Here is a 13,114-nt window from a genome sequence, read left to right on the forward strand (position 1 = left end):
GACGAACGACCCTGTTTTCGTGATGTAAGTTCGCCGGTCCGGAAATCATGGTTTATACACCATTCGTCATGGTCCAGGAAGTGTACGGCATATCGAATTGCCGGTGAAAAATACCAGCGATAATTTGCCATCAAATCAAAAAACGAACCCGCATGTCTCGTCTCCACATTCACCGACTCTGCAAAAAATATGGCAGTCTTACCGCGCTCAACGGGCTATCGCTCTCCATCCCCAACGGCATGTTCGGCCTGCTGGGCCCCAACGGCGCCGGCAAATCGACCCTCATGCGCACCCTCGCCACCCTGCAGCCGCCAGACGAAGGACAAATCCTGTTCGACGGAACCGACATCCTCCGCAACCCCGATTTCCTCCGCAGCCAGCTGGGCTACCTTCCGCAGGATTTCGGCGTCTATCCCCGTGTTTCCGCCATTTCCCTCCTCCACCACCTCGCCATATTAAAAGGTATCCTTCACCCCGGGGAGCGCCGCGAACAGGTGGACGCACTCCTGCATCAAACACATTTGTATCACGTCCGGAAACGCGCCGTGAGCAGCTTCTCCGGCGGTATGCGCCAGCGTTTCGGCATTGCACAGGCCTTGCTGGGCAACCCGCAGCTCCTGATCGCCGACGAGCCCACCGCAGGCCTCGATCCGCTGGAACGGAACCGTTTCCACGACCTGCTCAGCGAAGTCGGCGAACAGATCGTCGTCATTCTCAGCACGCATATCGTGGAAGATGTGCACGACCTCTGCCAGGACATGGCCATACTCGCCGCCGGCAACATCATCCTCCGCGGTAAACCTTCACAACTGACCGAATCGATCCGCGGCCGCATCTGGCGAAAATCGGTGGAACATAACGCCATAGCGGCCCACCAGTCGGCCTGGAACGTAGTTTCCGTAAGGCTTTCCGGGGGTAAAAAACAGGTATTCGTATTGTCTGACAGCGACCCCGGGCAAGGCTTCGAGCCCATCGAGCCCGGCCTGGAACTGGTTTATTTCACCGCCCTCAACGGCGCCGCGCGCCCGGAAAAGGAGACAGCCGTATGTTAACGAAACTCCTCGCTTTCGAGACCGCCTATCACTTCCGGCAATCCGCCTGGTGGCTGGCAGCCGCGGCTTTCCTGGGACTGGGCATGGTGACCGTCCGCGGGAATTTCGGCGGTGACGAAGTGCATCGCAACGCCCCTTACGCCATCACGGTGGTGGTCGCATTATTATCGCTTTGCTCGGTGTTCGCCGCAACGGTTTTCAGTGCCGGGGCACTGCTGCGCGATAAAACGTTCCGGATGGACGCGCTCGTTTTTTCCACGGCCATCGGGAAGGCCAGGTACTTTAGCGTGAAGTTCGGCGGACTGTTCATTGCCGTTTTCACGTTGCTGTGCCTCGCCGCCACAGGGATCTGGCTGGGCAGCCTGACGCTGGAACCTTCCATGCGCGGGCCTTTCCATTTACATCATTACTTGCAGCCTTTGCTGGTTTTCGGTTTGCCGAACGTCCTGTTTACCTGCGGGATCCTGTTCGCACTGGCGATGCGCACCTGGAACCCTAAAATGGTGTATGCCGGCGGAGTGTTGCTATATATTCTGTACCTGACGGCCTCCATCGCCGCAGGATCGCCGCTGCTGGCGGGTTCCAACGGCACCGGGCAAAGCCTGGGCGCGATTCTCTCCGACCCTTACGGCCTGGCGCCCTTTTTTGGTGGAACGCGCTACTGGACAGACGTTCAACGGAATACCGAGCTGTATCCCCTATCCGGCGCGCTGTTGGTTAACCGCGGACTGTGGGCGCTGCTGAGCGCGGGCCTGATATGGGTCGTGTACCGGCGATTCCGTTTATCCGCCGCCAATACCGTTTCGAAAGCCGAACCGGCGCAGGAGCAGGAAACGACCTTCGCAACCACTTACGCAACCGCCTACACGCAAACATCCGGTGTAAGATATTGGATGTCCGCTTTCCGTGCGCGGCTGGGGCTGGAAGTGCGCGCCGTTTGCCTGCACGTGCCGTTCCTGTTGATGATGGGACTATGGGCTTTTTACATGTTCGTGGAGCTGGACGGATCGCTGCGTGGGTTATATGGTATACAAACCATTCCCGGCAGCGGACAGATCGCGCAGCACCTGCTTTCCGTGCGGCCGGCGATTTTGCTGATCATTTTTTATGCCGCGGAACTGGTGTTTGCCGAGCGGGCCAGCCGGATAGACGGCATCATCGGCAGTACGCCATTGCCTTCGGGGATATTGTGGGCGGGGAAAGCCGCGGCGCTGGCTGTAATGGCCGTTTCGATCGTGACGGTGAATGTGGTGACGGGGATCGTGGTGCAAGGGATACACGGCGTTTTCCCTGTTCGACCGGGAATTTACGCATCGCTGTACTGGTACGCCGCGCTGCCGCTGGCGCTGCATGGTGTGCTGGCCATTTTCGTACTGACGGTGGTGAGAAGGAAGTTCGCGGGCATGATGATTTGCCTCATCGTGATATTGCCCGTGCTGTTCGGATCGCGTTTCGGGACGGAGCATCCCATGCTGCGGTTTGCGCTGCCACAGCATTTCAAATGGTCGGACATGGACGGATTCGGACGGGGAGCATTGGCCCATGGTTGGTGGATGTTGTATTGGGGGGCGCTGGCAGCGTTGATGGGCGTATTGTCCGTCCGCGCCTGGCAGCATGGCGTGAAAGGCTGGTTCCGGGGATGGAATACCGCCGGGGCCGGTGCGCTCCTGGCTTCCCTGGTGGTTTTCATGGCCTCGGGGGTTTACATCCATCGGCAGATGCATGCGCCTTCGGCCTGGCAAAGCGATGCGGACGCTGAAAAATGGCAGGCGGATTATGAGACGGCCGTAGCTCCCCTACAACCCATATTTCTCCCCGATATCACGTCCATCAACACCCGAATAGACCTCTTCCCCGAAACCGGCAGATACACCGTAATGGGTGAATACATCATCCGGAATAATACGGCCGGAATGATCGATACGCTGTTAGCCGGCGTTAGTCCGGAAATACGCTCGTGGAACATTTCCATCGACAAAGCACAAAGTATCGGAAAAAACGATCTATTGCATATACAAAGATTCATATTGCAAAAACCGTTGCGCCCGGGCGATTCCATGCGCGTACGCTTCCAGCTGGAAGCCGACCGTTCGGGCTTCGTGCCTTACAACAGCGAACACTCCGTGGCGCGCAACGGCAGCTACATCGAGCTGGACAAGCAACTCCCCTACTTCGGCTACAACGCCGGCTACACCCTCTCCGACCGCCAAACCCGTGCAAGGTTCCATCTTCCTGAGACTGCCGCCACCGCGCTGCCCGATACGCAATATCATCGCATCCTGTACACAACTACCATTTCCACAGCAGCCGATCAAACCGCCCTGGCACCCGGCCAGCTGACGCGCCGTTGGCAAAAGGATAACCGTGCGTATTTTGAGTATGCGACGAATGGCCCGGCGCCTGAAGGTCTTGCCATCAGCTCCGCCCGCTATGCCGAAAAAACGGTGCAGCACCGGGGCCGCAATATCACGGTGTATTATCATCCCGGCCATTCCGTCAACGTTCCCGCCATCCTGGAAGGCATGCAGGCCGCGCTGGATTATTGCGAGACGAATTACGCCGCCTATCCCGCCAAAACCCTTACCCTGGCTGAAATCCCCGCGTACCCCGGTGCCGCCACCGCTTACCCGACGCTCATCTTCGCGAAAGAAGCCGTGCTGTTTACCGCGGATTATAGCGATACATCCAAAATAAACCACGCTTTCGCCACCGCTGCGCACGAAACCGCGCACCAATGGTGGGCAGGCCTGCTAACACCGCAAGGCGATTCGTCGTACAAATTCCTCACGGAAACCATGGCCAAACACATTGAAGGCCGTGTGCTGGAACAGCGCTTCGGCCGGGACAAACACCTGCAATACCTCGCCGCCGACAAGCAATATTATTTCGGTATGCGCTCCGGCAAAGAGCTTCCGCTCGTGCGCTCGGCAGACCAAAACTGGGTGCATTATCAGAAAGGCGCCCTCGCCATGGATACGCTCACGCAGCTCATGGGCGAAGCGCGCGTGAACGCGGGTATGCGGGAGCTTTTTCAACGGCATTCCCCGCCGAATGGAAGACCTACCGCGGAAATGTTACTGCAGATTTGGGAAAGAGGGGCCGATTTGAAGGAAAAGGGGATGTTGGAACGGTGGTTCCGGAAGGTGGGGGAATTGTGAACATCCAAAAACTATCACGGGGCGCATTCAGACATCTACAGCAAGTGACACAAGCCTCCAAACATGCATGCATTATGCCCACATCAATCTTAATTTCCAAAAATGGAAAGACTTGCGTACTGTGTATACACCACGCAAGTCGTTTAAGGTATAAAGTGCGTCCTCCAACACGCCCATTTTCCCCATAACCTTTAGCATGTAGGTTTGATTCACTTGCTGTTGACTTAGCACCAACCGTTCCAATTCCACCCTTACTTCCGGAACGTCCTTTTCTTTTGTGCGGATATCATCACAACCACCTAGTACGATCCAACAAATTAGTAATCTAGTGAAATTCTTCATGCTCTCGATTTTTCAACTATTGTGTTATTCTCCGGATCTATCCCCCTGCGGTTCTACCCAGGGCGCCAACCGCCATTCATCCGTCCCGGAGCGCCGTAAGCGCTTAGCTGCCGCCAGCAAACAATTCTATTCCTCCATCGCTAACAGCAAATCCTGCAAATCGCCATTAAGTACGGCGCCATCGCTTGCCGAAGTCAATTGAAATACTTCACGTTTCTCATTTAGGTAAGTTGAACCATCGAGTACGCCGAAAACATGAGATAAGGTATCTACCTGCACTTGGCGGATAAATAACAAGAAAGTATCTCGATCAGCTGCGGATAATGTATCGTATAATTTTCTTACTGCCATCCATAACGGATCAGTGGCGATTATTTCGTTGCTCAGCATATCCTTATATTGCTGGATCCCACTTTCAATTGACGTATTTCTTACTGCGGTTACAAACGCTGATGCTTTCATATATGGTTCAGTTTAATAAAGGATCCCACAATCAACGCAGACCTTTCAATACTTGTTTCCGGGGAAGTACGCCCGGGTAACACTACCGACGGAGCAGGAGGATCGTTCTAATCATTTGGTTAGGAATGTCTTCCCAAAATAGGGATATTATAATTATCAATACTATTGGCCGACAAAATCATGACAAAATACACAGCCCCCCCCCTGCCCCATTCCGCGCCATTCCCGCCTTCAATCCTCACCGCAATGTCAAATCCCCGCCACGATTAGACCATCCGCAGAAATAATCGAGAAAATGTAAATATTTTTTAACAATTTTACAGTTACATTACATAAATCGTAAAAAATGAGCCAACAACCCGCTACATTATTTGACAAAGTATGGGATGCGCATGTAGTCCGGAAAATCGAAGACGGGCCGGATGTGTTTTTCATCGACCGGCACTTTATCCACGAAGTTACCAGCCCCGTGGCTTTCCTTGGGCTCGAAAACCGCAAACTGCAGGTGATGTTCCCCAACAAAACCTTCGCCACCGCGGACCACAACACTCCAACCATTAACCAGCACCTCCCGGTACAGGACCCCCTGTCGGCCAACCAGCTGAAGGCACTGGAAACCAACTCCGCCAAATACGGCATCTCCCACTGGGGCCTCGGTAACCCGAAAAACGGGATCGTGCACGTGGTAGGCCCCGAAAACGGGATCACCCTCCCCGGCATGACCATCGTCTGCGGAGATTCCCACACCTCCACCCACGGAGCATTTGGCGCCATCGCTTTCGGCATCGGCACCTCCGAAGTGGAAATGGTACTCTCCTCCCAGTGTATCATGCAGCCCAAACCGAAGAAAATGCTCATCAACGTAAACGGCAAACTCGGTAAAGGCGTAACCCCTAAAGACGCTGTCCTCTATATCATCTCCCAACTCACCGCAGCAGGCGCCACCGGCTATTTCATCGAATACGCCGGCGAAGTGTTCCGCGAAATGAGCATGGAAGGAAGAATGACGGTCTGCAACATGTCCATCGAAATGGGCGCCCGCGGCGGCATGATCGCGCCGGACGAAACTACCTTCGCCTATATCAAAGGCCGCGAAAAAGCACCGCAGGGCGAAGCCTGGGACAAAGCCCTCGCTTACTGGAAAACGCTTACAACCGACGAAGGCGCTACGTTCGACGTGGTATACGATTACCAGGCGGCCGACATCGAGCCGCAGATCACTTACGGCACCAATCCCGGTATGGGCATAGGCATCTCGCAACGCATCCCCACGGCGGCGAAAGCAGGCGGCAGCAAAGCCAGCTATGAGAAATCGCTCGATTACATGGGCTTCCATGAAAACGACGCCATGCTCGGCAAAAAGATCGATTATGTGTTCATCGGCTCCTGCACCAACGGCCGCATCGAAGATTTCCGCGCCTTCGCTTCCATCGTGAAAGGCCGCAAGAAAGCCGATCACGTTACCGCCTGGATCGTTCCCGGTTCCCACATCGTGGAAGCCCAGATCCGCGAAGAAGGGATTTACGACATCCTGACCGAAGCCGGCTTCCAGCTGCGCCAACCCGGATGCTCTGCATGCCTGGCCATGAACGACGACAAGATCCCCGCAGGCAAGTACGCCGTGAGCACCAGCAACCGCAACTTCGAAGGCCGCCAGGGCCCCGGAGCGCGCACCCTGCTCGCTTCCCCCCTCGTAGCTGCCGCAGCGGCCGTTACCGGCGTGGTGACCGACCCGAGAGACCTGATCGCTTAACTTCCTTCCAAACCACAGAGACTATCTAAAAATGGCATACGATAAATTCACCGTTCTCACCAGCACCGCAGTGCCCCTGCCCATCGAGAACGTAGACACCGACCAGATCATCCCCGCGCGCTTCCTCAAAGCCACCGAGCGCAAAGGTTTCGGCGATAACCTGTTCCGCGACTGGCGGTATAACGGAGACGATTCCCCGAAGCAGGACTTCGTCCTCAACAACCCGATCTATTCCGGTAAAATCCTCGTGGCCGGCAAGAACTTCGGCAGCGGCAGCTCCCGCGAGCACGCAGCCTGGGCCATTTACGACTACGGGTTCCGTTGCGTAGTGTCCAGCTTCTTCGCCGACATCTTCAAAAACAACTCCCTCAACATCGGCATCCTCCCCGTTCAGGTAAGCCCGGAATTCCTCGACAAAATCTTCCTCGCCATCGAGGCAGACGCCAAAGCCGAAATCACCGTAGACCTGGACAAGCAACTGATCACCATCGCCGCCACCGGCGAAAGCGAATCGTTCGCCATTAACAGCTACAAAAAACATAACCTCATGAACGGTTATGACGATATCGATTATTTACAGGCGATGAAGGACGAAATCCGGACGTTCGCCGACAAAAGCATATACTAGCAATGCCCGCCCAGCGATATCTTGAGATCATGGACACCACGCTTCGCGACGGCGAGCAAACGAGCGGCGTCTCTTTTTCCCCTTCGGAAAAACTGACCATCGCCCAGCTGCTGCTGACGGAAGTGAAGGCAGACCGCATCGAAGTGGCTTCGGCGCGCGTGTCTGACGGGGAAATGGCCGCCGTGAAAGCCATCACCAAATGGGCGAAGGCCAACAAGCTGCTCGAGCGCGTGGAAGTGCTCACGTTCGTGGACGGAGACGTGTCTATCCAATGGATGCAGGAAACCGGCGCGAAAGTAATGAACCTCCTCACCAAAGGTTCCCTCAACCACCTCACGCATCAACTCAAAAAGAAACCCGAGCAGCATTTCGCCGATATCGCCGAAGTGATCGCCAAAGCGAAAAAGAAAGGCCTCATCGTGAACGTGTACCTCGAAGACTGGAGCAACGGCATGCGCCATTCCCGCGATTACGTGTTCCAGTACCTCGATTTCATCGCCACACAACCCGTCAAACGCGTGATGCTGCCCGATACGCTGGGCATCCTCACACCCGATGAGTCGTATCAATACCTCACCGAAATCGTGGAACGCTATCCCAAACTGCACTTCGATTTCCATGCGCATAACGATTACGACCTGGGCACCGCCAACGTCTTAGAAGGCGTGAAAGCCGGCGTGCACGGCATCCACCTCACCATCAACGGCATGGGCGAACGAGCGGGCAACGCGCCCCTCGCCAGCGCCATCGCCGTGCTGAACGATTTCATGCCCGGCGTCAAAACCAGCGTGGCCGAAAAATCGCTCTACGGCGTGAGCAAACTCGTGGAAACGTTCTCCGGCATCCGCGTTCCCGCCAATAAACCTGTGGTAGGCGAAAACGTCTTCACCCAAACGGCCGGCATCCATGCCGACGGCGACAAGAAAAACAAACTTTACTTCAGCGATCTCATGCCCGAACGCTTCGGCCGCCAGCGTAAATACGCCCTGGGCAAAACGAGCGGGAAAGCCAATATCGAGAACAACCTCCAGCAGCTGGGCATCCGGCTGTCTGAACCCGATCTGAAGAAAGTGACGCAGAAGATCATCGAACTGGGCGATAAGAAAGAAATGGTGACACAGGCAGACCTGCCCTACATCATCTCCGACATCCTCGACAGCAACACCATCGAACAGAAGGTGCATATCGAAGATTATGTGCTCACCCACGCCAAGCACCTCAAACCCTCCGCCACACTGCGCATCAGCGTTCATGGCGAGAGTTATGAAGAACACGCGCAGGGCGACGGGCAGTACGATGCTTTCATGAACGCGCTGAAAAAAGTCTATAAAAAACGGAAAGAAGAACTGCCGCAGCTGACCGATTACACCGTGCGCATCCCGCCCGGCGGTAAAACGGACGCACTCTGCGAAACCGTCATCACCTGGCAGGTTACCGGGCAGCGGGAATTCAAGACCCGCGGGCTCGACAGCGATCAGACCGTTTCCGCCATCAAGGCCACGCAAAAAATGCTGAACTTACTTTAAACCCATCACAACCGAATGGCAACAAAGCATATATTAATCGTTCCCGGAGACGGGATCGGGCAGGAAGTAACTGCCGAAGGCAAGAAAGTACTGGACAGGATCGCCGCGAAGTTCGGCCATACTTTTACTTACGACGACGCACTGGTGGGCCACGCAGCCATCGAAGCCACCGGCGACCCGCTGCCGGCAGTAACCCTGGAGAAGATGCACAAGGCAGACGCCGTGCTCTTCGGCGCCGTAGGCCATCCCAAATACGACAACGATCCCTCCGCCAAAGTACGCCCCGAACAGGGATTGCTCAAAATGCGCAAGGAACTCGGCCTTTACGCCAACCTGCGCCCCATCAAACTGTTCGACGAGCTGCTGGAAGCTTCCAGCATCAAACCGGAAATTCTCCGCGGCGCGGATATCCTCTTCTTCCGGGAGCTGACCGGCGACATCTACTTCGGTGAAAAAGGCCGTAAAAACAATGGCGACACCGCATACGACATCGCCGAATACAGCCGTTTCGAAGTGGAGCGCATCGCCCGGAAAGCTTTCGAAGCCGCCCGCACCCGCCGCAAAAAACTCTGCTCCGTAGATAAAGCGAACGTAATTGAAACTTCCCGCCTCTGGCGCGAAGTAATCCAGAAAATCGCGCCGGAATACCCCGACGTGGAAGTGGAACACCAGTTCGTGGACGCCACCGCCATGCTGCTCATCAAAGACCCGAAACGTTTCGACGTGGTGGTGACCGCCAACCTGTTCGGCGACATCCTCACCGACGAAGCATCGCAGATCGCAGGGTCCATGGGCATGCTCGCCTCCGCCTCCATCGGCGACGGCACGGGCGTATACGAGCCCATCCACGGCTCTGCGCACGACATCACCGGAAAAGGCGTCGCCAACCCGCTCGCCTCCATCCTTTCCGCCGCCCTCCTGCTCGACATTTCGTTCGGCATGAAAGCGGAATCGGACGCGGTGATCGAAGCGGTAGACAAAGTGCTGAAAGCTGGTTTCCGCACCGGAGACATCGCCGATGCGAAAACGCCCAAAGAGAAAATCCTGGGTACCGCCGCCATGGGCGACCAGGTGCTGGCGCAACTGTAATCGAATTTTTTTGGAAATATCGTCCCGCACGGAGGCTTCGGCTTTTGTGCGGGATTTTTTTTGTTGGAAGGGTTATACCGCCACCGTTTTCCCGGTAGATATATTCCGCGGCAGTGCAAAATAAAAGGTGGTGCCGATGCCGGGCTCGCTTTCCGCCCAGATGCGGCCATGCATGCGCTCGAGCATGTCCTGGCTGATGATCATGGCGATGCCGGCGCCTTTAAGGCCGTCTTTCGTGGCCATGCTTTTCTGATCGGGATGGAATATTTTATGGATTTCCGCTTCGCTGAGCTCCTTGCCGTAGTTGGTGATCGCGGTAACGAGGCTGTCTCCCTCCGCGTAAGCGCGCACCACGATGGGTTTGCCTTTTGCGGCATATTTGGTGGCGTTGTTGAGGATATTGCGGCAGATGAAACCGAGCATGTTCTTTTCCGCGAACACTTCCTGTCCTTCCAGGCTTTCGTCCAGCACCAGGTGCACTTTCTTTTCTTCCTGCGCCAGGCTGTAAAAACGGTTGGCATCCCGCATAACATCCTCCAGCTTAAACGATTCCGACTGGAATTTCCCGCCCTTGCGCTTGGCACTGATCCAGGACAGGAGCCCTTCCATGAAGCGGATACTGTCTTCCGAGGTTTTCTTCAGACTGGCCATCATTCCCTCGATTTCCTGCGGCGTAAGGTCATGCGCCATTTCGAACAGTTGCGAAATAGTGATGATGCTGGAGAACGGCGCCCGCAAGTCGTGCGCCATTACGGAAATGAGCATGCTGTGGAATTGGTCCCAATCTTCCAGCTCGCGGTTGCGCTCTTCGGTCTTCTCCCGCAGCTCCTGCTGGATACGCGCCATTTTCCGGGTCTGCGACTGGGACCGGTACAGGAAGAACAGCAGCCCGCCGGTTACGATCGTCAGCAATATCAACAGGTAAATCGTCCGTTTCTGGGCCGCCTGGTGCGCCTGCGATTCCCGGAGATTGCGCTCGTTGAGCACATAATCGAAATAAGTGAATCCGGAAGACTGCAATTCGGTGGCAGCTTCCGCGTTCTGCGCCAGTGCCATCTGCGCATAGTGCAGCGCCAGGGCGGTGTCTCCCCGGGCTTCCGCAAGGCTCATCAATTCCGGTAGCAGGAGGCTGGCTACGTAAGAGAATTTCTGCCGCTGCGCGATCTCGAACCCCTCGGTAAAATGCTGCATCGCCAATGTACTGTCGCCCCCGGCTTCCAGGATCATCTTGCCGATATCGTGGTGGAGGAACGACACGAAATTGAGGTTCCCTTTGTTGTCCGCATCCGCCAGCAGCGCCAGGAAATCTTGCAGCCCCTCGTTTCCGCCTCCTGCATTTATCAGTCTTTTCGCCTCCAGCTGATGGCAGTAATTGAGCATCACCTCATCCTTCCATTTTTCCGCGCAACGCCGTGCCAGCACGAGCATGGAGTCTCTCTGGCGCTTGGTGAGCGTAGTATCGATATCGATGAGATTGAGCAGGGCGATGGAGCGGATGCTGTCTTTGGGTGCCGAGCGCGCTACCCGTTCCGCTTCATATAATTTGGCGACGCATTTGGCATAGTTACCGTCGAAAATGAAGTTAATGGCGATATTATTAAGCAACAGCGATACCCTGACGCTATCCCCCATTTTCCGGTATAACCGTAACGCGTCGTTATTGTAACGCGAGGAAAGATAGTTGTTGCGGGTCATGAAATAAACGCCTTTGCCCGTGAGCGCCGCGGCGATGCCGCGTTCGTACCCATGGCGTTCGGCGATGCCCATGGCCTGGTTGGTGTAATATAAAACACTGTCCCATTGCCGGTAATGGTAATAATCAGCCAGTTCGGCCAGCGCATCTGTATACGCCAGGCTATCCTGGATGGTAAGAAGCGATTGCTGCAGTTGCCGGATGTGCCTGAGCTGACCGAAGCTCCTGGCGGAGCATAGCACTGTCAAGACACCACACAACCATAAAGCCCGGAAGCGTCGGTAATGCATATGAGTTCGTTTCCATCGGTGAAGGGGCCTTCGTTCATTGATTATTCGGTTTCGTCTGTCAGTAGGTTATATTCATCGTTCCGGAAATGCGTCGGGGCCCTTTTGGTTACTGTTACAACCCCGTAAATCAAAAGGGATGCCAGAATTTCAGAACCAGCCATGGATAAGGGTTTTCAACATCCAGCGCGGCCCTTCCCTACACAAAAATAAAGATTTCGCGCATAAAAAAACGACATCGCCGCCGGGTAAGGGCGGGATGTCGTTTTCGGGGCATGATTTCCGTTACGTGCGGTTATTTCACGATCCACTCGGCTACAACGGCCAGGTGGTCTGAGGGGTAAGGTTCGTTGATCACTTCGGAGCGTACCGGCGCCCATCCGCTTTTCTTCGTAGCCAGCACGAAATCGATCACCCTTTTGGGGTTGATGACGGGGATCGTGTAGCCGCAATCGGTACAGGAAGGCCGGTATTTCTCCAGCAATGTGGCAAATGCATTGGTGGATGGCGTGGTATTGAGGTCGCCGGAAAGTACCAGCGGCAGGGCCAGCGTGTCCGCCAGGCGGTTCAGGGCCGCCACCTGTTCATCCCGGTTGGCAGGAGTACTAACATCCAGGTGGGTACTGCCGATGGTGAGCTTCTTCCCGTTCCGGAAAGTGATGTCGGCAAGGGCTACCACCCGGTCTTCCGCAGCGGGGTTCGACGTTTCGGGCAGCCTGACCGTCCGCCCGTTCCGCAGCGGGTACTTCGACAGGATGGCTACGCCGTATTCACCGCCGTCGTGGTCGATGGCTTTACCGAAATACACCTGCATACCCGTTTTTTGGGCCAGCAGGGCCGCCTGGTCGATGTTACCGGAGCGCTGGGTACGCACGTCCACTTCCTGCAGGGCCAGCACATCGGGCTGCTGGGCCCGCACCACGTCGGCGATGGCGTCTGCGTCGACGACGCCGGGTTTGGTGGGCGGGTTGCAGTGGTGGATGTTGTACGTCATGACACGGAGCGTATCGCCCGTAGCGGCGGGCTTCGGCCCGGGGGCGGCCTGCGGGCCGTTTTGCGCGCAGGCTGCCAGGATGAATGCAGACAGTATGAATTTCATGTTATGCGGTCTTTTTTGTCAGAAA

10 protein-coding genes are annotated in these 13,114 nt (G+C 55.8%); 6 read left to right on the forward strand and 4 right to left on the reverse strand.

The window, feature by feature from the left end:
* Nucleotides 1-152: 152 nt before the first annotated feature.
* Both EJ361_RS02940 and EJ361_RS02945 read left to right on the forward strand, forming a co-directional pair.
* Entirely contained in the window at nucleotides 153-1,052 is a 900-nt protein-coding gene (locus EJ361_RS02940; RefSeq protein WP_126243837.1) for an ABC transporter ATP-binding protein, read from the forward strand.
* Nucleotides 1,046-4,210 carry an ABC transporter permease/M1 family aminopeptidase gene (locus tag EJ361_RS02945; protein WP_126243838.1) on the forward strand — a complete coding sequence of 1,055 codons (3,165 nt, stop codon included), beginning with the start codon at nucleotides 1,046-1,048 and terminating at the stop codon, nucleotides 4,208-4,210. The genes EJ361_RS02940 and EJ361_RS02945 overlap by 7 nt, the downstream gene beginning before the upstream one ends.
* A 72-nt stretch (nucleotides 4,211-4,282) precedes the next feature.
* Here EJ361_RS02945 and EJ361_RS02950 read toward each other — a convergent pair whose 3' ends face one another.
* Both EJ361_RS02950 and EJ361_RS02955 read right to left on the reverse strand, forming a co-directional pair.
* A complete protein-coding gene (locus tag EJ361_RS02950; RefSeq protein WP_126243839.1) occupies nucleotides 4,283-4,552 on the reverse strand; it encodes a hypothetical protein in 270 nt (89 codons plus the stop codon).
* Between the two features lie 126 nt (nucleotides 4,553-4,678).
* Nucleotides 4,679-5,014, reverse strand: coding sequence for a hypothetical protein (locus EJ361_RS02955; protein WP_126243840.1), 336 nt, complete (start codon nucleotides 5,012-5,014; stop codon nucleotides 4,679-4,681).
* Nucleotides 5,015-5,360: 346 nt separating this feature from the next.
* Here EJ361_RS02955 and leuC point away from each other — a divergent pair, with 346 nt between their 5' ends.
* The 4 genes from leuC to leuB are packed head-to-tail and all read left to right on the forward strand — an operon-like array spanning nucleotide 5,361 to nucleotide 10,010.
* Nucleotides 5,361-6,767, forward strand: coding sequence for a 3-isopropylmalate dehydratase large subunit (leuC, locus tag EJ361_RS02960; RefSeq protein ID WP_126243841.1), 1,407 nt, complete (start codon nucleotides 5,361-5,363; stop codon nucleotides 6,765-6,767).
* A 31-nt stretch (nucleotides 6,768-6,798) separates the two neighbouring features.
* Complete coding sequence (gene leuD / locus EJ361_RS02965) at nucleotides 6,799-7,395, forward strand: 3-isopropylmalate dehydratase small subunit (protein ID WP_126243842.1); 597 nt, start codon at nucleotides 6,799-6,801, stop codon at nucleotides 7,393-7,395.
* Between the two features lie 29 nt (nucleotides 7,396-7,424).
* On the forward strand, nucleotides 7,425-8,921 hold the full coding sequence (locus EJ361_RS02970) for an alpha-isopropylmalate synthase regulatory domain-containing protein (protein WP_164714058.1): 1,497 nt from the start codon (nucleotides 7,425-7,427) through the stop codon (nucleotides 8,919-8,921).
* A 15-nt stretch (nucleotides 8,922-8,936) separates the two neighbouring features.
* Nucleotides 8,937-10,010, forward strand: coding sequence for a 3-isopropylmalate dehydrogenase (gene leuB, locus EJ361_RS02975; protein WP_126243844.1), 1,074 nt, complete (start codon nucleotides 8,937-8,939; stop codon nucleotides 10,008-10,010).
* Nucleotides 10,011-10,082: 72 nt separating this feature from the next.
* Here the strand turns inward: leuB and EJ361_RS02980 are convergent, their stop codons facing one another.
* Entirely contained in the window at nucleotides 10,083-11,993 is a 1,911-nt protein-coding gene (locus EJ361_RS02980) for a sensor histidine kinase (RefSeq protein ID WP_126243845.1), read from the reverse strand.
* Nucleotides 11,994-12,285: 292 nt separating this feature from the next.
* The gene (locus tag EJ361_RS02985; protein ID WP_126243846.1) at nucleotides 12,286-13,089 is read right to left on the reverse strand and encodes an endonuclease/exonuclease/phosphatase family protein; all 804 of its coding nucleotides are present in this window, start codon (nucleotides 13,087-13,089) and stop codon (nucleotides 12,286-12,288) included.
* Between the last annotated feature and the right edge of the window lie 25 nt (nucleotides 13,090-13,114).

Origin of the sequence: Chitinophaga rhizosphaerae (genome assembly GCF_003958645.1) — a bacterium.
Classification (GTDB): Bacteria; Bacteroidota; Bacteroidia; order Chitinophagales; family Chitinophagaceae; genus Chitinophaga; species Chitinophaga rhizosphaerae.

Coding starts and splice junctions, on each gene's coding strand:
- EJ361_RS02970 (WP_164714058.1), top strand. CDS start 7,425: ATGGACACCACGCTTCGCGACGGCGAGCAAACGAGCGGCGTCTCTTTT.
- EJ361_RS02980 (WP_126243845.1), bottom strand. CDS start 11,993: ATGCATTACCGACGCTTCCGGGCTTTATGGTTGTGTGGTGTCTTGACA.
- EJ361_RS02955 (WP_126243840.1), bottom strand. CDS start 5,014: ATGAAAGCATCAGCGTTTGTAACCGCAGTAAGAAATACGTCAATTGAA.
- leuC (WP_126243841.1), top strand. CDS start 5,361: ATGAGCCAACAACCCGCTACATTATTTGACAAAGTATGGGATGCGCAT.
- leuD (WP_126243842.1), top strand. CDS start 6,799: ATGGCATACGATAAATTCACCGTTCTCACCAGCACCGCAGTGCCCCTG.
- EJ361_RS02945 (WP_126243838.1), top strand. CDS start 1,046: ATGTTAACGAAACTCCTCGCTTTCGAGACCGCCTATCACTTCCGGCAA.
- EJ361_RS02950 (WP_126243839.1), bottom strand. CDS start 4,552: ATGAAGAATTTCACTAGATTACTAATTTGTTGGATCGTACTAGGTGGT.
- EJ361_RS02985 (WP_126243846.1), bottom strand. CDS start 13,089: ATGAAATTCATACTGTCTGCATTCATCCTGGCAGCCTGCGCGCAAAAC.
- EJ361_RS02940 (WP_126243837.1), top strand. CDS start 153: ATGTCTCGTCTCCACATTCACCGACTCTGCAAAAAATATGGCAGTCTT.
- leuB (WP_126243844.1), top strand. CDS start 8,937: ATGGCAACAAAGCATATATTAATCGTTCCCGGAGACGGGATCGGGCAG.